Raw genomic sequence first — 21919 nt, forward strand, 5'->3', positions numbered from 1 at the left:
AGGCATTCACTTAATATGAAAAGAAAAATATTTACTCCACGACCAGACTGGCAAGTGGAGCATCAGAATATTGGTTTTGATTATTTCAATTTACCTTCTCTCGATGGCTCAATTTACTGGTCTGAAGGAGTTGCTTATGAGTTTACCCTTAAACAGATTGAACAACTGGAAAATGCGGCAAATGAACTGCATCAGATGTGTTTATCGGTAGTAGGAGACCTCATTCAACGGGGTGACTATCCTGCTTATTTTCAAATTCCAGAAACAGCTATAAACCATATTGAACATTCATGGAAACAAAATGCTCCGATGCTGTATGGCCGCTTTGATTTCGCCTACGATGGGCGAAATATCAAAATGCTGGAATACAACGCCGACACACCTACCGGCTTACTAGAAGCGTCTGTAGCGCAGTGGCTGTGGATAGAACAAGTCTCAGGCATTGCGAACCGAGACCAGTTTAATAGCATTCATGAAGATCTGATTAAACGCTGGAAGACAATTTTACCGCGTGGTAGCCATGTGCATTTTGCTGCTTGTCAGGAAGCGGGAAGGGAAGACTGGGGCAATTTAGAGTATTTGATGGATACCGCTTATCAAGCTCATCTACAAGTTTCCGAGCTTTCTATGGAAAACATAGGCTGGAACGGGCAAGATTTTGTTGATCTGCATAATCAGCCCATTCAAAACATATTTAAGCTCTACCCATGGGAATGGATCTGGGAAGAAGCCTTTTCTCAATATATCCATCCACGAACACAGTGGATTGAACCTGGTTGGAAAATGTTACTTTCAAATAAAGCGATTCTGGTTGAGCTTTGGAAGCGTTATCCAAACCATCCATTATTAGTCGAAACTCATACCTATGACCTGCAGCAAGCTTTGTCTGGCAAATGGGTGAAAAAGCCGATTTTGGCAAGGGAAGGGGCCAATATCCGAGTTTTACAAGACGGCCATGACCAAGGCGCGGCTTCTGGTAGCTTTTATTTTGATGACTATGACAAATACGGTTATGTCATACAGAAATGGGTAGATACCCCATTATTTTCAGGACAACTGCCTACACTCGGTTTATGGATGGTTGGACATCAATGTGCAGGCATGTCTATTCGTGAAGATTGCTATGACATTATTGGTAATGATGCTCACTTTGCAGCACATTATTTTGTTGAGTAATAAAGGCCTAGTAATTTTAAAAAAAGCACTTTTAAAGTGCTTTTTTATTGTGCCTTCGACGCAGTCTATCAGTGCATTGTAAGTGCATTGCGAATAATGAACTTTAGTTTTAAAAGTTAAATTAGAACAAAAATTCAAAAATATAATTAGTTAATCTTATGTAATTTAATACTTTTATTCTTATTTCTTTAATTAAAAAACAATATTGGCAAGCTCTTTGCATCTCCTAAAAAGAAAAAAGCCTAGATTTTAAGGGCTCGCGAGAGCCCTGATTTTTTTAAGAGTGATGCCATGAATGCGATTCCAACTTTAACGCCCCTTGCCATGCCGTGTAACAGCAGTTTTGATGCAAAAGATTGGGAAATTTTATCGAACCATTGGTATCCCGTCGCACGTACTCAAGATGTCTCTACTGCACCTCAAAGAGTCACGCTACTAGACGTCAATATGGCACTCTACAAAACAGAAAGTGGGGAAATTCATCTAGTTCGAGATATTTGTCCACATCGTGGGGTTCCTTTAACCAAAGGTTGGGTGGATGGTGAGGAGATTGTGTGTCCTTATCATGGTCTACGCTATAACACTGAAGGGAAATGTACTCAAATACCAGCTCAGCCCGAACTAACTAAAATTTCTGATCGTTTTTCTCTGACCAAATTTCCAGTTGTACAAAGATATGGTCTCATTTGGACCAGTATTCATGGTCGTGATATTGCTAAAGCCAATATTCCTGTATTAGATACTTGGGATGATGCAGAGCATCAAGCGATTTTACCGCCTTTTGTGGATATTGGTGGTTCTAGTGGTCGTCAGCTTGAAGGGTTTATTGATGTCGCTCATTTTGCATGGGTGCATCACAACGCCTTTGCGAATCGTGATAACCCTGTCGTCCCTAAATATCACACTGAACGTACCAACTATGGCTTAAAAACGGTCTATATCAGTAATGTCAGTAATTATCCGCATGAACTAAAACATCTCGAACCAGAAGGTTTTTTGTGGAAGCGTACTTTTGAGGTTTATCCACCATTTTCTGCCGTACTTACTGTCGATTTTCCAGAAGGTGGGGTCTTAAAAATTTTGAATGCCTGTTGTCCTATCTCAAATAATAAAACTCGTTTATTTGTTCCATTAACACGTAACTTTGATCAAACAGGCGATTTAGAAAAGGTATATGCATTTAATGCCCAAATTTTTGCCGAAGACCAAGACATGGTCGAATCACAAAAGCCAGAAGAACTACCGCTAGATTTAATGATGGAAGCACATTTTGAAGCAGACCGTTCATCAACGACTTATCGACGGATTTTAGCTGAATGGGGACTAAGTAAACGTTATACCGTTTAAATATTGGCTAACTGGGGTACAATCAATCGAAAAAAGTGAAAATATAAAGGCTTTCCATGTCATTGATCGCAAATACCACCGTTGTGCGTGGTCGTTTTTTAGATATTCAGCAAACTGTCTCTGAGCCAACTGATATTCCAAATCAAGTGCGTTACTTGGAAGATGGTGTATTGATTAGTGAACATGGAAAAATCAAATGGTTTGGTGCATGGGAAGATGCAGAGCAGCATCTTCCTGCTGGAGTTGAGATTCAACATTATCCAGAACAATTGATTGTACCCGGCTTTATTGATACCCATATTCACTTCCCGCAAACCGAAATGGTGGGAGCATATGGTGAACAACTTTTAAGTTGGCTCAATACTTATACTTTCCCAACTGAAATCCAGTTTCAGGACAAAGCATATGCAAGTGAAATTGCCCAGTTCTTTGTTCAAGAGCTACTGAAACATGGTACAACCACAGCACTGGTTTTCTGTACAGTTCACCCCGAGTCTGTGGATGCCTTATTTGAAGCCGCAGAACACGTTCAGATGCGTTTAATTGCTGGTAAGGTACTCATGGACCGCCATGCGCCTGAAGCACTTTGTGATACGCCAGAAACGGCTTACAGCGACACTAAAGCGCTCATTGAAAAATGGCATGGTAAAGGCCGTGCTCTGTATGCAATTACGCCACGATTTGCGCCGACTTCTACACCTGAGCAATTAGAAAGAGCAGGGCAGTTAAAACAAGAATTTCCGGATGTGTATGTCCATACGCATTTAAGTGAAAACAAAGATGAAATCTCTTGGGTGAAATCTTTATTTCCTGAACAAGCAGGCTATTTAGATGTTTATCAACATTATGGCCTGACTGGTAAGCGTTCTGTATTTGCGCATTGTGTTCACTTAGAAGATCAAGAATGGCAATGTATGCATGATACACAATCGGCTATCGCATTTTGTCCAACGTCAAACTTGTTCTTAGGCAGTGGTTTATTTCCATTGAAAAAAACATGGGAAAAACAAGTGAAAGTAGGTTTAGGCACAGATATCGGTGCTGGTACATCATTTAGTTTGCTGCAAACTGTTAACGAGGCTTATAAGGTTCAGCAATTACAAGGCGATAAACTTTCAGCTTATGAAGCGCTCTATCATGCAACTTTAGGTGGAGCAAAAGCACTTGATTTGCAAGATCAGTTAGGTAACTTCAATGTCGGTAAAGAAGCAGACTTTGTAGTACTAAATCTTAAGCCAACAGCATTACAGGAACTTCGCCAGTCTAAATCTAAATCTGTTGAAGATTCACTGTTTGCATTATTCACTTTAGGTGATGACCGTAATATTGAGGCGACTTATATTTATGGAAACCGTGCTTATCAAAAAGAAACTGTCCAATAAAAACCGAGCCGTTAAGTTTTTGTTATTATTTGGAATATGTACTCTTGCATTAAAGCATGATCGACATAATCCGCAAAATGATAAAATTTCACAGCCATCAAAGGGTGCATGAAACGTCATTTTGCTTTAAAATTTTACCATTAACTCAGATTTTCGAGGTGTTGCAGGTCAACACCTTTTTTATTTTTTCTTTTATATCTTGTAGGAATCTGCCATGACTGTTGCAATGAGCATCATGATTTCAACCGAAGAAATTCAAGCAAAAGTCAAAGACCTCGGCGAGCAAATTAACGCTCACTATGCAAATAGTGATAAAGAATTGGTCCTTATTGGACTACTTCGTGGTTCTGTTATTTTCATGGCAGACTTGTGCCGTACAATTACCAAACCGCATGAACTCGACTTCATGACAGTGTCTAGTTACGGCGGCGGTACGACTTCAAGTCGAGATGTTAAAATCTTGAAAGATCTTGATGGTGAAATTCGCGGTAAAGATGTATTGGTTGTTGAAGATATTATCGACTCAGGTAATACCTTAAGCAAAGTGATGGAAATGTTGCAAACTCGCGAGCCAAATTCGATTCAATTGTGCACATTAGTGAGTAAACCATCACGCCGTGAAATTGATCTAGAAGTGAAATTTTTAGGTTTTGAAGTTGAAGACAAGTTTATTGTAGGTTACGGTTTAGACTATGACCAGAAATATCGCCATTTACCGTTTATTGGTGAAATTGGTTTATAAATTTCAGAGAAATAGCACCGTAAGGTGCTATTTTTTTATATAAAACTTTAGATTTGAACAAAAAGGACACAAAAAGTCGCAATCTGCTACAGACAAAATAGACAGCTCTACCGCACGATAGAATATGAAGCAAAATCATTAACTTCATCAAAAAAACAACTGGAGAACAAATATGTGGTCACTTATTGTCGCTATTGTAGTTGGTTTCTTTGCTGGCTTAATCGCTCGTGCTTTGCATCCTGGGGATGATAAAGCAGGTTTCATCGTAACAACCTTGATTGGTATTGCAGGTTCACTTTTAGCCACTTATGGTGGTCGCTTACTTGGACTTTACGGCGAAAACTCAGCTGCTGGCTTTATCGCATCCGTGATTGGTGCAGTCATTATTCTTTTTATCTACAACTTGATTGCACGAAAAAGCTAAACTTTAATTCATTTATAAAAAAAGCACCTTATGGTGCTTTTTTTAAATTTATTTTAAAGACCTAACTCTTTCCATACGGCCTGAATTTCTTCAGCAGATCGTGCACCAACCAGTTTGAAACCATTCGCAAAAATTAGGGTAGGAGTGCCGTTAAAGCCGAGTTTTTTTCCTAATTCCAAATTACGGTCAATTGGGTTTGCACAGCTCGTAACTGTTGGTTTAACACCTTGCTGAATCAGTTTTTTCCATGAGTAAGATTGATTTGGTGCACACCAAACTTGTCTAGAAACCACAATAGACTGAGGTTTTAAAGGATAGATGAACGTATAAATAGTCACATCTTTAAGCTTATCGAGTTCAGGTTCAAGCTGCTTACAATAAGGACAATTTGGATCAGAAAATACTGCTAAAACATGCTGGCCATTACCTTTGACTGTTTTAATTGCATCTTTTAAAGGCAGTTGTTTCCAATCAATTGAGTTCTGTCCTAAAACTAGATCTTTGGTTAAGTTCTTTAGGTCTTTTAACCGAATCATAGAGCCTACAAACATATGTTGCCCATCTTCACCAACATAAATGATTTGCTGATCAAGATTAGCGCTATATAGCCCAGGCATTTCAGTTTTCTGAATATTGCTAATTTTCAAATTAGGATATTGTTTTTTAATATTTTCCCTAACAGTATCTACATTAGCAAAACTCACACTTGTAGTTAAGCTAAATAACGCCAATATTCCTAATTTTTTAAGCATAAAACTGACTCATAGGTAGGAGAGGAGATCATTTTAATCAGTTCAGCTTTTTAAAACAGAACTGATTACCGAGTTATAACCAAACTTCCACTCATTTATGCCAATGTTTCACGTGGAACATAAATAGGTTTTAGAGTATTAATTTCTACCGATATATGCACAATTTCATCATGAATGGATAAAGCATGGCGAATCTGATCTGCGGTTAAAGAAATATCATCAGTTTCGAGTGCCAAAATACAAGAAAACTTACCTTTCGCGACTTTCCAGACATGAATATCCGTAATTTCAATATATTTAGGAAACTCAGCAATTACTTCACGGATCTCTTCAACTACCGGATGATCCATCTCTGCATCTAGAAGGGTTTTTCCTGTCTCTTTCATTAAGCCCAAAGACCATTTTGCAACTAAAATAGCACCTAAAATTCCTAAAAGTGCGTCTAAAAAATCCCACCCGAAATACTTACCTGCGAAAAGCGCAATAATTGCAAAAACAGAAGTTACTGCATCTGCAACTACATGTAAAAATGCAGCTTTTTGGTTTAAATCATGATGATGATGCCCATGATCATGCTCGTGATGGTGATGGTGATGGTGATGGTGTCCATCATCATGAAGTAACCATGCGCAAATCAAGTTAATGACCAAACCTAAAATTGCAATCGGAATAGCTTCATTATAAAAAATTTCAACTGGATTAAATAAACGTTGTATCGACTGAAACGCCATAAAAATGGCGACAATCATCAACAAAATTGCACTGCTATAACCCGCTAAAATCTCGATTTTCCAAGTTCCGAAACTAAACCGACGATCTTTGGAATAATGACGAGCTGCACGATAAGCGAAGTAGGCTAAACCGAGAGCCAACATATGAGAACTCATATGCCAACCATCAGCCAGAAGCGCCATTGAATTAAAAAACCATCCACTGAATATTTCTAACACCATCATTGATGCTGTTAAAATCGCTGCAATCAAAATACGTTTTTGTGCAAGTGGATTTCCTTCATCAAACTGATGTTGATGATGACGTGATACACTATGATCCTGCATAATATTTAAACCCAATATACCCCCTACCAGTATATTGAATTATACAAGAGAACACAGATGAGCCACATTGGTCAGGATAAAAAAATACTTAATCGTGTAAAACGACTAAAAGGACAAATCAACAGCATTGAGCATGCTGTTGAACAGCCAGATATTTCATGCATAGAAATACTACAACAAGTTGCTGCAATTAAAGGGGCAATAAACGGTTTGATGAGTGAATTAATGGAACAGCATTTACATCACCACGTCCTCAAAGACGCACAAGTTGATCAAAATGAGCTAGATGAGTTTTTAAAGGTTCTAAAAAGATACGGCTAACGAGATGACTGAATGACACAGCCATGTGTATCATTCAGAATTTTTTAATTATTTTCCGATACAGAATGAACCAAAAATCTTGCCTAATAGGTCATCGGCACTAAAGTCACCTGTAATTTCACCTAAAGCATTTTGGGCAAGGCGTAGTGACTCAGCAACCAGTTCACCTGCGTTAAACACAACAAGTTGCTCGCGTGCTTCTGAAAGATAGAGCTGTGTGCGCTTCATTGCGTCTAAATGACGTGTTCTTGCAATAAAGGTGTCTTCCTCAGGGTGAAAGCCTGCATGCGCTGTAATCGCATCTACGAGGCCTTGTACGCCCATCTCTTGTTTTGCAGAAACGGTTATATGACGGAACCCTTGAAAATCGCTTATTTCAGCTAATTGACCAGTTAAATCGCATTTATTACCAATTAAGATTAAACGACGCGGTTCAATATGTTCCGCAAAATACTCTTGAGCGAGTTTTAATGGGTCATCGCCTTGATTTAAATCATAAACCAGCAATAACAAATCAGCTTGTTCAATTTCTTTGATTGCTCTACGAATCCCTTCTTTTTCAACAATGTCACCTGTTTCACGAAGACCTGCGGTATCCGTTAGAGTGATTGGTAGACCATTTAAGCTAATTTTTTCATGTAGAACATCACGAGTTGTACCAGCAATATCAGTCACAATTGCACGCTCAACACCAGCAAGCGCATTCAACAAGCTCGACTTACCCGCATTTGGTTTACCAGCAATAACGACTTGTAGACCTTCACGTAATAATTGACCTTGTCGTGCAGAGGTTTGAACAGCATGTACCGACTGCTGAACATCTTCAAGTAAAGCTAAAATTTTGCCATCTGCCAAGAAATCGATTTCCTCTTCAGGAAAATCAATTGCGGCTTCAACATGCAGGCGTAAATGAATCAGTTTTTCTAAAACTGTATTAATTTTTGTTGAAAAAGCGCCTTGTAAAGAACGGACGGCAGAGCGTGCTGCAGCTTGTGAAGTCGCATCAATCAAATCGGCAATCGCTTCTGCTTGTACCAAGTCCATCTTGCCATTTTCAAAAGCTCGCATGGAAAATTCACCAGCTTTTGCAGCGATTGCGCCAAGCTCAAATAGACGCCCAAGCAAGGCATTTTGGATGACTGGACCGCCGTGACCTTGTAGCTCTACAACATCTTCACCTGTAAAAGAGTGCGGATTGGGAAAACATAGAACAATCCCTTCATCCATAATGCTGCCATCAACATCATAAAACTTACGGAATCCCGCCATACGTGCTTCAGGCAAGTTTTTTTGTGTCAGGTTTTGAGCAATTTCATAAGCTTTAGGTCCCGATAGACGAATCACGCCCACACCACCACGCCCTGGTGGCGTTGCAATTGCAGCAATCGTGGTTTGACTTTGCATATTATTCACCTAAAAACCTAAAATCCAGCCAAAGAAAAATCCGCCTAAGATTACCATCTTAAGCGGATTTATTCAGCAAAAGTTCAATGATTAAGAAGCTGATTCAGTCTTATTGATACGACTTTTCTCAACGCTCTTATTAATAAACGACTGCTGTAAAATAGTAATACTGTTGTTCACAATCCAGTACAGTACGAGACCTGCTGGGAAGAACAACATAAATACCGTGAACATAATCGGCATAATGCGGAACACTTTGGCCTGCATTGGGTCAGCCGGTTGCGGGTTCAGCATTTGCTGCGCAAACATGGTAGCACCCATGATTAACGGCAAGATGAACCAAGGATCCATTGCTGACAAGTCTTGAATCCAACCTAACCATGGTGCATGACGTAATTCCACACTTTCCATAAGTACCCAGTACAAGGCAAGGAAAATTGGCATTTGTAGCAACAACGGTAAACAACCTGAAAGTGGATTTACTTGTTCACGTTTGTATAAAGCCATCATTTCTTGCGAGAAGCGCATACGGTCTTCACCGAACTCTTCTTTCATGCGTTGCATTTCAGGTGCAATCACACGCATTTTCGCCATAGAACGATAACTTTTTGAAGATAAAGGCCACAAAATCAATTTTACTAAAATAGTAAGTAAGATAATTGACCAACCCCAGTTACCCACAATGCTATGGAAGAATTGAAGACCTAAGAACAAGAGCTTAGCAATTGGCCATAACCAACCATAATCAACAGTTTGATTTAAACCAACAGCTAAATCTTTTAATTCAGATTGTACTTTCGGACCTGAATAAAGTTTTGCATCAACTTCCATTGAAGTGCCAGCAGGAACATTAATCACTGGTGAGGTAAAACCAATGATATTCATTTGATCCGCAGACTGACGAGATTCAAGTTTAGCTACATAAGGCTGACCGTTAGCTTGAGTCAGTTTAAGATTCCCAGGAATCCAAGCACTTACAAAATAATGCTGAACAATCGCAACCCATCCACCTTTCGCTTCAGTATTTACTTTTTCTTCTGAGAAATTAGCAAATTTAAGCTTGTTGTAATGTGCGTCAGGCGTTCCCCAAGCTCCACCTAAGAAAGTTCCTAGAGTGAAAATACCTTGAGAAGATTTACCTGGATCTTCAGAATTATCACGCTTTAATTGTCCAAACATCTGACCTTGCCAGCTTTGTTGGCTACGGTTAATCACTTGATGTTTTACAACAATTGGATATTGACCCTGGGTAAAGGTAAAAGTTTTAATGATTTCAACGCCTTCAGGTGTTTTAAATACCATTGGAACGTTTAAAACTTTTTCAGATTGACCCTTTTGGTCCTGTACACCTTTAGCATCAGCCAAAGTATATGATGTCTTTTCAACAGCATATAATGGACGACCACCACGACTACTATCTGGTCCATTCAAACCAATTAAGCCAGATTGAGCAACATATGTACGCTTGGCATCATTTTCAAGCATAACAAAAGGTTGATCGCTGTCTTTGCTTTTGTCGTGTGAGAGTAATTCAATACGAACAATATCACCACCTTTTGGATTGATCCAAAGATGATAAAGGTCAGTTTGTACTGAAATAAGCTGTTGATTCACAGGTGCAGTTGCATCTGTGGTTTGTGACTGCGCAATATTTGCTTGTGGCACATCGGAAGCCACTGTTGCATTTTTAGCATTTGGCAAATCAGCAGATACTTCATGCGAACTTACAGCTGCCGCTTGTTGTTGCGGTGCAGTTGCAGCATTTCCATAATCTTTTTGCCAAGCCAAAATGAGCAAATATGCGGTGACAAACATGGCCCCGAGAATTGCAAACCTGGCCCATTGTTGCATATCTATTACCCCAAATGGTTAGAGAGATTTTGCTTCAGTAAACGATCACGAAAGGGTACAGCAACATGATGCGTTTGAGAATCTATTTGATGAAACGAAATAAAACGAATTGCTTTTGGCGGTACCGGATCATATCCAGATCCTCCCCACGGATGACAACGACAAATCCGTTTAGAAGATAACCAAACGCCTTTTATCGCACCATGAGTTTGCAATGCTTCTATCGCATATTGGGAACAAGTCGGGATATAACGACAACGGGGTCCAAGAAGCGGACTAATCGCAATTTGATACAGTCGAATCAACCAACGTAGAAAACGGACCATTGGCTATCTCTTAATTCTGCGAGGTTGTGCCAACTTTAGAATGTTTTTTTGCTAAGCGCTGTAATTTTTGCCAAGCAAAATCTAATTGTTGATATAGCTCAGCATTCGTAATCGTTTCTATACCAACTTTCGGCATCACCACAACATCTATGTCTGATCCAAAATTCGGCTGATGTAGACGAAAGCTCTCACGAGCAAGACGTTTTATTCGATTTCTTTCATGCGCTCGGCGCACTTTTTTCTTAGCAACAACAATACCCAAACGGCTTTTAGGCTGTTCGGTTAATTTTGCAAGAAATAAAAAATGGGGTTGATGCACTTTAAAAAGCGCACCATCAAATACACTTTTATAATCTGCAGCACAGCGTATTCGCACGTCTGTGCTAAAACTGTAAAGTGTCATCACACCCAAGTCTGGTCAGCGTAACAGTATTAAACAGTTAAGCTATGACGACCTTTTGCACGACGACGAGCTAATACTTGACGACCAGCTTTAGTTGCCATACGAGCACGGAAACCATGAACGCGTTTACGCTTTAATTCAGATGGTTGGAAAGTACGTTTCATATTGAAACTCCCAAAAATGATCTTTCTATAAAGGTCCGCGATTTTATTGTGCAATGTTTACGCTGTCAATGAAAAACCAAGAAAGTTTTGTATTTAACCCAAATTTTTAATCTCTTTAGTTCTTTTTATCCTTGCCATAATTCAGTGCAAAATATAGTTTTGAAAGTTATACACAAACTAATTGTCTATTTTTATTATAACTTTTAATATATACATACCTTATATACATATTTATCAACAAAAGAAGATATCCTTTTGCTTTCGATTTGCTATATTTGAATTTAAATTCATATTTTGTAGTTATCCACAAAAGATCGTCACCCTATTAAATAAATTCAAATTTAGAAATTTAAATTTATTCTTATTAGGGAGCACTTTTTCTGTGGATTTCACACTTTTAAATTTAAAAAACATATATTTGAATTGTTGATAACTCTGTTTTTATTATATTTATGGATTGTGGATAAGTTTATGTGCTAATTTATCCACAGGTTGTGCAAAAAGTTATACACAAGCCCTTTTGAATTTAAATTTATTCACAAGAGATTTCTTTTTGGACAAAATCAAACGAAATCGTCATGACAGATGTGGATAACTTGGTTAGAATGGCGACCCCTTCTTATCAGGAAGGGTTAATCTTTAGATTATTTGAATTTAAAAACGCAGAAATAGGGGATACACATGCTTTGGACAGACTGCTTAACTCGCTTGCGACAAGAGCTCTCTGATAACGTCTTTGCGATGTGGATTCGCCCATTAGTTGCTGAAGAAGTAGAAGGAATACTGCGTCTTTATGCACCTAACCCTTATTGGACGCGTTACATTCAAGAGAACCATTTAGAATTAATTTCTATATTGGCCGAACAGTTATCAGAAGGGCGTGTACGTCAGGTTGAGATTTTAGTTGATTCTCGTCCTGGTAGTATTTTGTCTTCAGGTGAGCAGCCAGCAACTACAACTGCTGCTTTGCAAACTGCGCCCCCACAAAGTATTAAAGTAAAAAAAGAACCAGATTCTATTTCCAGTTCACCTACTACTAATAGCGTAGTGAACGCAAAAACACCGAAAAAGAAACTATTAAACCCCCAATTTACTTTTTCTTTATTTGTTGAAGGCCGTTCGAACCAGATGGCTGCTGAAACATGTAGAAAGGTATTAACACAATTAGGTGCTTCACAGCATAACCCTTTATTCTTATATGGTCCGACAGGATTGGGTAAGACTCACTTGATGCAGGCAGTTGGTAATGCTTTATTGCAAGCCAAGCCTAATGCACGGGTGATGTATATGACCTCTGAGAGCTTCGTTCAGGATTTTGTAAGTTCTTTGCAAAAAGGCAAAGTTGAAGAATTTAAGAAAAATTGCCGTTCTTTAGATTTATTGTTGGTCGATGATATTCATCTTTTAGCAGGTAAAGAAGCAAGTTTGGTTGAATTCTTTTATACATTCAATGCATTACTTGATGAATCTAAACAGATTATTTTAACTTCAGATCGTTATCCAAAAGAATTGACCGAGTTAGACCCGCGTTTGGTTTCTCGCTTTTCTTGGGGTCTTTCAGTAGGCGTTGAACCGCCAGATATTGAAACTCGTATCGAAATTCTATTGAAAAAAGCCGAAAATAGCGGCGTTGATTTACCTCGAAATTGTGCATTATTTATTGCTCAGCAAGTGGTTGCTAACGTACGTGAACTTGAAGGTGCACTTAATAAAGTTGTAGCAATTTCTCGATTTAAAGGTGCGCCAATCGATCTTGATGTTGTCCGTGAGTCTTTAAAAGATGTGTTGGCAATCCGTGCACGTACGATTAGTGTGGAAAATATCCAACGTGTGGTCAGTGAATATTTCCGTATTCCGTTAAAAGAATTGGTTGGCCCAAAACGAACTCGAATCTATGCGCGACCACGTCAGTTGGCAATGGGACTTGCTCGTGAGTTAACTGGTGATAGCTTTCCCGAGATTGGAATGGCTTTTGGTGGGCGTGACCATAGTACCGTAATGCATGCCTGTGAAAAAGTTGTGAGTCTACGAGAAGAAGATCCGATTTTTGACGAAGATTATAAAAATCTACTGCGTTTACTTCAGAGTTAATGAAATAATAAGACGTTGTTGCAAAGTCTACGTAAGTGCAGCATAGTACACAGCTAAAAAATGAAATATTTGCTCCAAGTTGCTAGAGGAATGAATCGTGCGTTTGAAAATCGCTAAAGAAAGCTTACTCAATGTTTTATCGCATGTTGTCGGTGCGGTAGAACGTCGTCATACATTGAATATTCTTTCAAACGTCAAAATTCAGGCTAATGCTCAGGCACTCACCATTACTGGTTCTGATTTAGAAGTCGAGCTGGTTGCCAGTACTGTTTTAACAGAAGGGGCATGCATTGAAGCAGGTGAAACAACTGTTCCTGCTCGTAAGTTGATGGAAATTTGTAAATCATTGCCAACAGCTGCATTGATCGACTTACAAATTACTGAAGATCAAAGATGTATTTTAAAATCTGGTAATAGTCGTTTTGTTTTAGGTACTTTACCAGCAGAAGATTACCCATTATTGACCACTGAAAATAGTCAGGGTACACAAGTACAGGTCACTCAACGTGAGTTAAAGCGTTTATTTGAAAAAACTGCTTTTGCGATGGCTGTACAAGATGTACGTTTCTATTTAACTGGTACTTTATTAGAAATTGATGAAAGTCAATTGCGTGCGGTAACAACAGATGGTCACCGTTTAGCACTTTGTGAAATTACAGCTTCTTCTACCTCATCTCAATTGGTTCAAGCAATTGTGCCTCGCAAAGCTGTGGGGGAATTACAGCGTTTACTTAGCATTGAAGATGAACAATTAACGTTGCTTATTGGCCGTGAATTACTAAATGTAACGATTAATACGCCAAGTCGTGATAAAGAGCAGGGTGATATCACTGTTCGCTTTACTACTAAATTGATTGATGGAAAATTCCCTGATTATCGTCGTGTGATTCCACGTGGTGGCGATAAACATGTATTAATTAGCCATGATGTGTTCAAACAATCATTACAACGCGTTGCAATTTTGAGTAATGAGAAGTTACGTGGTGTTTTCTTGAATTTTAATCAAGATTCATTACAGCTGCGTGCAAATAACCCAGAACAAGACGAAGCGATTGAAGATTTAGCTATTCAGTATCAAAACATACCACTTGAAATGTCATTTAATGCGCAATATTTGCTAGATGTTTTAGGTGTGCTTGATGGTGATGATGTAAATATGAGCATGACTGAGGCAAACCAGTCTGTATTGGTTCAGGATCCGGCACATCCTGATCAAACCTATGTCGTTATGCCGATGCGTGTATAATCTGGCTATTTCATATGCATCTTACGCGTTTAAATATTGAACGTGTGCGTAATTTAAAAACGGTTGCACTCCAAGGGTTGCAACCGTTTAATGTATTTTATGGCGCTAACGGTTCAGGAAAAACTTCAATACTGGAAGCAATCCATTTGCTTGCAACAGGGCGGTCGTTTCGTACCCATATACCTAAAAATTATATTCAGTACTCTGCTGACGATGCGATTGTCTTCGCGCAGTCTGCAACTGAAAAAATTGGTATGCAAAAGTTAGCTTCTGGTGAGCAGTTGATGAAGGTCAACGGCGATACGGTGGCTACACAAGGGCAACTCGCTAAACTGCTTCCTTTGCAGCATATTGATCCACAAAGTACAGATATTATTGACCATGGGGCAAAACCTCGGCGGCAGCTTTTAGATTGGTTGATGTTCCACGTGGAACCTGAGTTTTATTTTGCATGGCAATATTATTCACGTGCATTGAAACAACGTAATACTTTACTTAAAAGTAGACGAAATCTTTCTTTAGCGGATTTAGAACCGTGGAACAAGATGTTGAGTGATTATGGTGAAATTTTACACTCTCAGCGGTTAAGTATTGTGGAACAATGGAATGTCTTTTTTCAAAATGATTTAAGTCAATTGCTACCTGATTTAGAGATTGAGCTGGAATATAGTCCCGGTTTTCATACAGAGCAGGGACTCATGCAAGACTTGCTCGATCAACATCAAAAAGACATCGAACGACGCTATACCGAATATGGCCCACATCGTGCAGATTTGCGCTTAAAAACCCCGTTTGGACATGCTGACGTTGTTTTATCAAGAGGTCAGAAAAAACTCTTGATTATTGCCTTAAAACTGTCACAAATTGCAATGTTGCATGCGAGTAATAAGGAAACTGTGGTATTATTAGATGATCTGACAGCAGAATTAGACTTAACCGCACAACAACGTTTAATTGAACGATTAAGCCAACTTGGTAGCCAGGTTTTTATGACAACTTTAGATCATGCATCGGTAAAAAAACACTTACATGATCTGTCTATTTCATATCAATTATTCAATGTTGAATCCGGTCAAGTTAGTCTTGCTTCACCATAATTTTTTGATGTTACCCATCTTTGAATAAACCTATATTTGCTAGGGAGAAACCATGAGTTCAGAGTCTCAATCAGCCTCTCAAACAGAACAAACCAATGAAAAGGCTTATGATTCCTCTAGTATTAAAGTATTACGTGGATTAGATGCAGTTCGTAAACGTCCGGGGATGTATATTGGGGATACAGACGACGGTACCGGTTTACACCATATGGTATTCGAGGTTGTCGATAACGCAATCGATGAAGCTTTAGCAGGACATTGTGACGAAATTATTGTTACGATTCACGAAGATGAATCAGTAAGTGTTTCTGATAATGGCCGTGGTATTCCAACCGATATCCACCCTGAAGAAGGGGTTTCTGCAGCGGAAGTAATTCTTACTATCTTGCACGCAGGCGGTAAGTTTGATGACAATAGCTATAAAGTTTCAGGTGGTTTGCACGGCGTAGGTGTTTCGGTTGTAAATGCGCTTTCGAGTAAATTGCATTTAATTATTAATCGCGCTGGCCAAGTGCACGAACAAGAATATCACCACGGTGATCCGCAATATCCATTACGTGTGATTGGTGAAACGGATAGCAGTGGTACAACTGTACGTTTTTGGCCAAGTGAGCTAACTTTTAGTCAAACCATTTTTAACGTTGAAATTCTAGCGCGTCGTTTACGAGAGCTTTCATTTTTAAACGCGGGCGTGCGCATTGTTTTACGTGATGAACGTATTAACCTTGAGCATGTATATGACTACGAAGGTGGTTTATCTGAGTTTGTAAAATACATTAACGAAGGTAAAACTCATCTAAACGAGATTTTCCATTTCACCGCAGATACAGAAAACGGTATTGGTGTAGAAGTTGCATTGCAGTGGAATGAAAGTTATCAAGAAAACGTACGTTGTTTTACCAACAATATTCCTCAAAAGGATGGTGGTACTCATTTAGCAGGTTTCCGTGCGGCTTTAACACGTGGTCTTAACCAATATCTTGAAAATGAAAATATTCTCAAGAAAGAAAAAGTCAATGTGACAGGTGATGATGCCCGTGAAGGTTTAACCGCGATTATTTCGGTAAAAGTACCTGATCCTAAGTTCTCATCTCAAACTAAAGAAAAACTGGTATCGAGTGAAGTAAAACCAGCGGTTGAGCAAGCAATGAACAAAGAGTTCTCTGCTTACTTACTTGAAAATCCGCAAGCTGCAAAATCGATTGCCGGTAAAATTATTGATGCTGCGCGTGCACGTGATGCTGCGCGTAAAGCTCGTGAAATGACACGTCGTAAGAGTGCACTTGATATTGCTGGTTTACCAGGTAAATTGGCAGATTGTCAGGAAAAAGACCCAGCACTTTCTGAATTATATCTAGTCGAGGGTGACTCTGCTGGTGGTAGTGCTAAGCAAGGACGTAATCGTAAAATGCAGGCTATTTTACCGTTGAAAGGTAAAATTCTGAACGTTGAACGTGCACGTTTTGACAAAATGATTTCTAGTCAGGAAGTGGGTACTTTAATCACTGCACTTGGCTGTGGTATTGGGCGTGAAGAATATAATCCTGATAAGCTTCGCTATCATAAAATCATTATCATGACCGATGCCGACGTAGATGGTTCGCATATCCGCACCTTATTGTTAACATTCTTCTTCCGTCAAATGCCGGAATTGGTTGAGCGTGGGCATATTTATATTGCTCAGCCACCATTGTATAAGTTGAAGAAAGGTAAACAAGAACAATACATCAAAGATAATGACGCGTTAGAAACTTATCTCATCTCAAATGCGATTGATGAGCTATCTTTGCATACCAATGCTGAAGCACCTGCAATTACTGGTGAAGCACTTGCGAAGGTGATTCAAGACTATCAAGTTTCACAAAAGAGCTTACAGCGCTTAACTTTACGTTATCCAGCTAGCTTATTGGATGCTTTACTTGAAGTAGAAGCATTCAAGAGTGATCAAAACCATGATAAAGCTTATGTACAACAATGGGCTGATCAGGTGCGCGATATCATTACCAGATTACAGCCAAGTTTACGTCCAGAAATCTCACTAGAGGCCTTTGAACGTGAAAATGCTCAAGGTGAAAAATCTGCGCATTATTGGCCACGTATTACGGTGTATGTACATAACTTGCCGCATGCGTATTTGCTTGATGCAGCTTTATTGAATTCAGCTGAATATGCACGTTTACTGAAAAACTCGAAGAGTTGGTTCACTTTACTTGAAGAAGGTGCTTATTTACAAAAAGGTGACCGCCGTATTCAAGTAGCTAACTTCCATCAAGTTTGGCAACATATCTTGCAAGATTCTCGTCGCGGTATGATGATTCAACGCTATAAAGGTCTTGGCGAGATGAATGCTGAGCAGCTTTGGGAAACAACAATGGATCCTGAAAACCGTAATATGTTGCAGGTGACAATTGATGATGCGATTGAAGCAGATCGTATGTTCTCTTGCTTGATGGGGGATGATGTTGAACCGCGTCGTGCATTCATCGAAGAGAATGCTTTAAATGCGGATATTGATGCTTAATTCATAACATGATTCTAAATCAGTCTAGGGAGAGAATGATGAGTCAGAAATTATTAGCTAGCCTATTAATTTCATGTGCGTTTTTAGGAAGTTCTGCTGTTTCGGCGGCAGACCTAGAAGCGAATATGAAAACTTTAGCTAAGAGTACTAAAGCATTTGCTGAAACGATGGATGTTGATAAAGCGAAACAACAGCTTGTTTTAATGCGTGAAGCAGCCGTTTCTTCTAAGCAGTATTTACCGCATAGGCTCGAAGGATTACCATCAGAAAATGTAAAGGTAAAAGAGTATCAAGCTGGTTTAGATCAGCTTGTTGCTGAAATTGATAAAGTAACTGTTTTAGTTGAGCAAGGACAATTAGATCAAGCCAAAGCTGAAGCAATCAATTTAGTCAAAATACGAAATGAAAATCATAAAAAATTTAGATAATTTTTTATGATGATTAAAGAAAAGGCTTTGTTTAATTTAAGACAAAGCCTTTTCTTTTATAAGAACTTAACTTTTAAACTATCATTTAGATGGTAGTTTTCATTTATATCAAGAGAATATAATTTTGAAAAAAACACAAAAATTCTTATGCATTGGAATCATATTTTTTAATTGCTTATTTCAATTGCATGCTGCGATAGCCCCCACCTTTTATGGAAAATTAGTATTTCATCGTTACAGTGATTATGACGCATGGGACAGTAAGCTTTATCTTTATAACTTCACAACACAGCAGACCACATTACTCGGTGCAAATTGGAAAATTGATCATATGATGAATGGCCATTTTTCTCCAGATGGAAAATGGTTAACTTTCATGGGAGTGAACTCTGGGCAGCATTATGGTGATGCATGGGATGTATATGTTTGGAAAGTCGGAAGTGGTGAGTTACCTATTAACTTAACTCAGGGGAATAATAAGCGTGATGAAGATCCTAAATTCATAGATAACCAGCGTATTATTTTTAAACAAAATGGCGATTTAAAAATCGTTAAAATGACGGATCGGACGATGACTTATGTTACTCAAAATGGTTGGGATATAGAAGAATCGATGCCTTATCCGATGGTGAATACCACCCAAATTTTATATGCGAAAGGTGCTGGAAATAATTCTAGAATTTTCAGTATTGATCAATCGGGTGCTTATGATACACAGCTGACCAATATCGCTTCATATTATCCAGTATGGTGGCAAGGAAGTCGGTTCTTATATGTACGCTGGTACAGTTCAACAAATCCTCATGACCAGATATATATTTATGATATGGCTAATAAACAAACCACACGTTTGTCATTTAACAATATTAATTATGATACTTCCGATCCAGCTCCTTTAGATCAGCGTTACATGGTGGTGTCTCTTGCAGGACAAACAGGGAGTCGAGGCGGATACGATTTATATATTGCAGACAGCTTATCAAGCAGTGTTTGGCCTTTACCGATAAATACCAATTTAAATGAATTAGGGGCTTTTTATACGCCTTATTAACGAATAAAAAAGCCGATTAAGAAATCGGCTTTTTTATTTTAGAAAATGGATTAATCAAAAGAAGCTTCCATTTCTTCTAATTCCATCATGAGTTCCAAAAGCTGCTCTTCGTGTTGCTCAAGTTTAGCTTTCAGCTCTGTCTGCTCATTCATAAGTTTGAGTAGATCATCCTTACGTGCAGCCTCATATAAAGATGTGTCTGCTAAGGATTCTTCAATTTTGGCGAGCTGCGGTTGTAGCTTTTCAATTTGTGATTCAACCTTTTCAATATTTTTACGAATAGGTCGAGTCTGTTCACGACGGCGAGCTGCTTCTTTACGCTGTGCTTCTTTATCAACTTTAGCCGGCGCTGGAGCGGCAGAGGAAGAGTTGTTCTGTGCGACAGCAGTCTGGGCATTGATTTGTTGCTGACGTGCTTCACGTAGCCATTTAGCATAGTCCTGTAAATCACCCTCGAACTCAGTACATTTACCACCATGTACCAAAAGAAGCTCATCACATACACTTGCAATAAGTTGACGTTCGTGGGAAACCAGAACAACTGCACCTTCAAAATCTTGTAATGCCATGCTCAGTGCATGACGCATATCAAGATCTAAATGGTTTGTTGGTTCATCGAGAATTAAAACATTTGGACGCTGCCATACAATGAGTGCTAGGGCTAAACGAGCGCGTTCTCCACCAGAAAAGCTTTCACATGGTGTATCCATGCGTTCACCACTAAAGCCAAAACTACCTAAGAATGAACGTAGAGTGGCTTCACTAATTTGTTTATCTGCTATACGTGCAAGCTGTAGCATTGGGCTAGCATTGCCATCTAAAGCATCCATCTGGTGCTGCGCAAAGTAACCAATATTAAGCAGCTCAGAAGCTTTACGTTCACCTGCCAAGAGTGGTAAATCACCAACCAAGCTTTTAATCAGTGTTGACTTACCTGCGCCGTTCATACCCAGTAAACCAATACGTGAGTTTGGTGTAATTTGTAATCTAATTTTTTCGGCTATTTGCTTATCGCCGTAACCAATGCTGGCACTGTCTAAAGTCAGCAATGGTGAACTCATTTTAGTCGGTTCACGGAAACTAAATGTAAACGGCGTATCTACATGGGCTGGTGCAAGTTGCTGCATGCGCTCAAGTTGTTTAATACGACTTTGTGCCTGACGAGCTTTAGTCGCTTTTGCCTTAAAACGGTCAATAAACTTTTGTAGATGAGCACGTGTTTCTTGCTGCTTCTCAAAAGCTTGTTGTTGCTGGGCAAGACGTTCACTACGCGTGGTTTCAAATGTAGAGTAGTTCCCGGTGTAAAGCGTGAGTTCCTGATTTTCAATGTGAAGAATATGATCTGTAATCGCATCTAAAAAGTCGCGGTCATGCGAAATTAGAATGAGTGTACCTTCATAGGCTTTAAGCCAATCTTCTAACCACAGAATTGCATCCAAATCTAAGTGGTTTGTTGGCTCATCCAGTAAGAGTAGATCAGAACGACTCATGAGGGTACGCGCTAAATTTAAACGCATACGCCATCCACCTGAGAAGCTCTCAACATTCAAACGTAATTGATTTTCTAGAAAGCCCAGACCTGCCATGAGCTGCGCAGCTTTAGAGGGTGCTGAATAACCATGAATTTCATCAAAGCGGCCATGCAATTTAGCCAATTCAAAATCACTCAGTTGATCTGGTTGAGCAAGCTTATTCTGAATATCCCAAAACTCTTCATCACCTGAAAGAACAAAATCAATTGCAGGCATATCTAGGGCTTTTACTTCTTGCGCCATATGCGCCACGGTCCAGCCTGAAGGACGAGTGAGTGAACCTTCATCAGCACCTAAACTTCCAAGTAATGCAGCAAATAAGGTCGATTTACCTGCACCATTCACCCCAGTTAGACCAATCTTCCAACCTGGGTGTAATTGCATAGACGCTTTTTGAAATAGAACACGTCCACCGCGGCGTAAAGAAACTTGGTCAAATTGAATCATCTTATTTTATCGAGGTGAGTTAGGGATGCTGTATTTTAAAGAGAACTGTCGATGAAAACAAAATTTTCCGGATTTTAGTGAGCAGTCGTTAATAATTGCATATATCAAGACATTCTAAATCTTGCTATTCATCCGAAATTTTCAAAATATTGAACA

20 protein-coding genes are annotated in these 21919 nt (G+C 39.1%); 12 read left to right on the forward strand and 8 right to left on the reverse strand.

The window, feature by feature from the left end; translation table 11 throughout:
• The first annotated feature begins 15 nt into the window (after window positions 1-15).
• From ACXM0J_RS16670 to ACXM0J_RS16690, 5 genes are all read left to right on the forward strand, one after another.
• On the forward strand, window positions 16-1176 hold the full coding sequence (locus ACXM0J_RS16670; RefSeq protein ID WP_086265143.1) for a glutathionylspermidine synthase family protein: 1161 nt from the start codon (window positions 16-18) through the stop codon (window positions 1174-1176).
• A gap of 291 nt (window positions 1177-1467) precedes the next feature.
• Window positions 1468-2523, forward strand: a complete 1056-nt coding sequence (locus ACXM0J_RS16675) for an aromatic ring-hydroxylating oxygenase subunit alpha (RefSeq protein ID WP_086265144.1) — start codon at window positions 1468-1470, stop codon at window positions 2521-2523.
• Between the two features lie 56 nt (window positions 2524-2579).
• Window positions 2580-3905 (forward strand): guanine deaminase, encoded by a 1326-nt coding sequence (guaD, locus tag ACXM0J_RS16680; protein ID WP_086265145.1) that lies wholly within the window; start codon window positions 2580-2582, stop codon window positions 3903-3905.
• Between the two features lie 214 nt (window positions 3906-4119).
• The gene (hpt, locus tag ACXM0J_RS16685; RefSeq protein WP_086265146.1) at window positions 4120-4647 is read left to right on the forward strand and encodes a hypoxanthine phosphoribosyltransferase; all 528 of its coding nucleotides are present in this window, start codon (window positions 4120-4122) and stop codon (window positions 4645-4647) included.
• 172 nt (window positions 4648-4819) lie between these two features.
• A complete protein-coding gene (locus tag ACXM0J_RS16690) occupies window positions 4820-5071 on the forward strand; it encodes a GlsB/YeaQ/YmgE family stress response membrane protein (RefSeq protein ID WP_000269732.1) in 252 nt (83 codons plus the stop codon).
• Window positions 5072-5124: 53 nt separating this feature from the next.
• Here ACXM0J_RS16690 and ACXM0J_RS16695 read toward each other — a convergent pair whose 3' ends face one another.
• Together ACXM0J_RS16695 and dmeF are read right to left on the reverse strand one after the other, a co-directional pair.
• Complete coding sequence (locus ACXM0J_RS16695; protein WP_086265147.1) at window positions 5125-5823, reverse strand: DsbC family protein; 699 nt, start codon at window positions 5821-5823, stop codon at window positions 5125-5127.
• Between the two features lie 95 nt (window positions 5824-5918).
• Window positions 5919-6896 carry a CDF family Co(II)/Ni(II) efflux transporter DmeF gene (dmeF, locus tag ACXM0J_RS16700; protein ID WP_086265148.1) on the reverse strand — a complete coding sequence of 326 codons (978 nt, stop codon included), beginning with the start codon at window positions 6894-6896 and terminating at the stop codon, window positions 5919-5921.
• A 42-nt stretch (window positions 6897-6938) separates the two neighbouring features.
• Here dmeF and ACXM0J_RS16705 point away from each other — a divergent pair, with 42 nt between their 5' ends.
• Complete coding sequence (locus ACXM0J_RS16705) at window positions 6939-7202, forward strand: metal/formaldehyde-sensitive transcriptional repressor (protein ID WP_002115414.1); 264 nt, start codon at window positions 6939-6941, stop codon at window positions 7200-7202.
• 48 nt (window positions 7203-7250) lie between these two features.
• On the opposite strand, the gene mnmE is transcribed toward ACXM0J_RS16705, so the two are convergent.
• The 5 genes from mnmE to rpmH form a co-directional block, all read right to left on the reverse strand.
• Window positions 7251-8606, reverse strand: coding sequence for a tRNA uridine-5-carboxymethylaminomethyl(34) synthesis GTPase MnmE (gene mnmE / locus ACXM0J_RS16710; RefSeq protein WP_086265149.1), 1356 nt, complete (start codon window positions 8604-8606; stop codon window positions 7251-7253).
• A gap of 90 nt (window positions 8607-8696) precedes the next feature.
• Window positions 8697-10457, reverse strand: coding sequence for a membrane protein insertase YidC (yidC, locus tag ACXM0J_RS16715; protein ID WP_069036319.1), 1761 nt, complete (start codon window positions 10455-10457; stop codon window positions 8697-8699).
• Window positions 10458-10462: 5 nt separating this feature from the next.
• Window positions 10463-10783 (reverse strand): membrane protein insertion efficiency factor YidD, encoded by a 321-nt coding sequence (yidD, locus tag ACXM0J_RS16720; protein WP_003656027.1) that lies wholly within the window; start codon window positions 10781-10783, stop codon window positions 10463-10465.
• A 10-nt stretch (window positions 10784-10793) separates the two neighbouring features.
• Window positions 10794-11186, reverse strand: coding sequence for a ribonuclease P protein component (gene rnpA / locus ACXM0J_RS16725; RefSeq protein WP_005063921.1), 393 nt, complete (start codon window positions 11184-11186; stop codon window positions 10794-10796).
• A 29-nt stretch (window positions 11187-11215) separates the two neighbouring features.
• On the reverse strand, window positions 11216-11350 hold the full coding sequence (gene rpmH, locus ACXM0J_RS16730) for a 50S ribosomal protein L34 (RefSeq protein WP_000831329.1): 135 nt from the start codon (window positions 11348-11350) through the stop codon (window positions 11216-11218).
• 681 nt (window positions 11351-12031) lie between these two features.
• Between rpmH and dnaA the strand changes: the two genes are divergently transcribed.
• From dnaA to ACXM0J_RS16760, 6 genes are all read left to right on the forward strand, one after another.
• Window positions 12032-13441 (forward strand): chromosomal replication initiator protein DnaA, encoded by a 1410-nt coding sequence (gene dnaA / locus ACXM0J_RS16735; RefSeq protein ID WP_086265150.1) that lies wholly within the window; start codon window positions 12032-12034, stop codon window positions 13439-13441.
• A gap of 97 nt (window positions 13442-13538) precedes the next feature.
• On the forward strand, window positions 13539-14687 hold the full coding sequence (dnaN, locus tag ACXM0J_RS16740) for a DNA polymerase III subunit beta (RefSeq protein ID WP_086265151.1): 1149 nt from the start codon (window positions 13539-13541) through the stop codon (window positions 14685-14687).
• A 14-nt stretch (window positions 14688-14701) separates the two neighbouring features.
• Window positions 14702-15784, forward strand: a complete 1083-nt coding sequence (gene recF, locus ACXM0J_RS16745) for a DNA replication/repair protein RecF (RefSeq protein WP_086265152.1) — start codon at window positions 14702-14704, stop codon at window positions 15782-15784.
• A 52-nt stretch (window positions 15785-15836) separates the two neighbouring features.
• Window positions 15837-18305: a DNA topoisomerase (ATP-hydrolyzing) subunit B gene (gene gyrB / locus ACXM0J_RS16750; RefSeq protein ID WP_032005966.1), complete on the forward strand. Its 2469-nt coding sequence runs from the start codon at window positions 15837-15839 to the stop codon at window positions 18303-18305.
• Window positions 18306-18340: 35 nt separating this feature from the next.
• Window positions 18341-18733: a cytochrome b562 gene (gene cybC / locus ACXM0J_RS16755; RefSeq protein WP_086265153.1), complete on the forward strand. Its 393-nt coding sequence runs from the start codon at window positions 18341-18343 to the stop codon at window positions 18731-18733.
• Window positions 18734-18857: 124 nt separating this feature from the next.
• Window positions 18858-19784: a TolB family protein gene (locus tag ACXM0J_RS16760; RefSeq protein WP_086265154.1), complete on the forward strand. Its 927-nt coding sequence runs from the start codon at window positions 18858-18860 to the stop codon at window positions 19782-19784.
• A 50-nt stretch (window positions 19785-19834) separates the two neighbouring features.
• On the opposite strand, the gene ACXM0J_RS16765 is transcribed toward ACXM0J_RS16760, so the two are convergent.
• Window positions 19835-21763 carry an ATP-binding cassette domain-containing protein gene (locus tag ACXM0J_RS16765; RefSeq protein ID WP_086265155.1) on the reverse strand — a complete coding sequence of 643 codons (1929 nt, stop codon included), beginning with the start codon at window positions 21761-21763 and terminating at the stop codon, window positions 19835-19837.
• Window positions 21764-21919 lie beyond the last annotated feature (156 nt).

It is taken from the genome of Acinetobacter sp. GRABPA_MV_2, from assembly GCF_056725885.1.

Excerpts from the sequence above, each read along its gene's own strand:
- ACXM0J_RS16670 (WP_086265143.1), top strand. The coding sequence starts at position 16 with ATGAAAAGAAAAATATTTACTCCACGACCAGACTGGCAAGTGGAGCAT.
- ACXM0J_RS16675 (WP_086265144.1), top strand. The coding sequence starts at position 1,468 with ATGAATGCGATTCCAACTTTAACGCCCCTTGCCATGCCGTGTAACAGC.
- guaD (WP_086265145.1), top strand. The coding sequence starts at position 2,580 with ATGTCATTGATCGCAAATACCACCGTTGTGCGTGGTCGTTTTTTAGAT.
- hpt (WP_086265146.1), top strand. The coding sequence starts at position 4,120 with ATGACTGTTGCAATGAGCATCATGATTTCAACCGAAGAAATTCAAGCA.
- ACXM0J_RS16690 (WP_000269732.1), top strand. The coding sequence starts at position 4,820 with ATGTGGTCACTTATTGTCGCTATTGTAGTTGGTTTCTTTGCTGGCTTA.
- ACXM0J_RS16695 (WP_086265147.1), bottom strand. The coding sequence starts at position 5,823 with ATGCTTAAAAAATTAGGAATATTGGCGTTATTTAGCTTAACTACAAGT.
- ACXM0J_RS16705 (WP_002115414.1), top strand. The coding sequence starts at position 6,939 with ATGAGCCACATTGGTCAGGATAAAAAAATACTTAATCGTGTAAAACGA.
- mnmE (WP_086265149.1), bottom strand. The coding sequence starts at position 8,606 with ATGCAAAGTCAAACCACGATTGCTGCAATTGCAACGCCACCAGGGCGT.
- yidC (WP_069036319.1), bottom strand. The coding sequence starts at position 10,457 with ATGCAACAATGGGCCAGGTTTGCAATTCTCGGGGCCATGTTTGTCACC.
- yidD (WP_003656027.1), bottom strand. The coding sequence starts at position 10,783 with ATGGTCCGTTTTCTACGTTGGTTGATTCGACTGTATCAAATTGCGATT.
- rnpA (WP_005063921.1), bottom strand. The coding sequence starts at position 11,186 with ATGACACTTTACAGTTTTAGCACAGACGTGCGAATACGCTGTGCTGCA.
- rpmH (WP_000831329.1), bottom strand. The coding sequence starts at position 11,350 with ATGAAACGTACTTTCCAACCATCTGAATTAAAGCGTAAACGCGTTCAT.
- dnaA (WP_086265150.1), top strand. The coding sequence starts at position 12,032 with ATGCTTTGGACAGACTGCTTAACTCGCTTGCGACAAGAGCTCTCTGAT.
- recF (WP_086265152.1), top strand. The coding sequence starts at position 14,702 with ATGCATCTTACGCGTTTAAATATTGAACGTGTGCGTAATTTAAAAACG.
- gyrB (WP_032005966.1), top strand. The coding sequence starts at position 15,837 with ATGAGTTCAGAGTCTCAATCAGCCTCTCAAACAGAACAAACCAATGAA.
- cybC (WP_086265153.1), top strand. The coding sequence starts at position 18,341 with ATGATGAGTCAGAAATTATTAGCTAGCCTATTAATTTCATGTGCGTTT.
- ACXM0J_RS16765 (WP_086265155.1), bottom strand. The coding sequence starts at position 21,763 with ATGATTCAATTTGACCAAGTTTCTTTACGCCGCGGTGGACGTGTTCTA.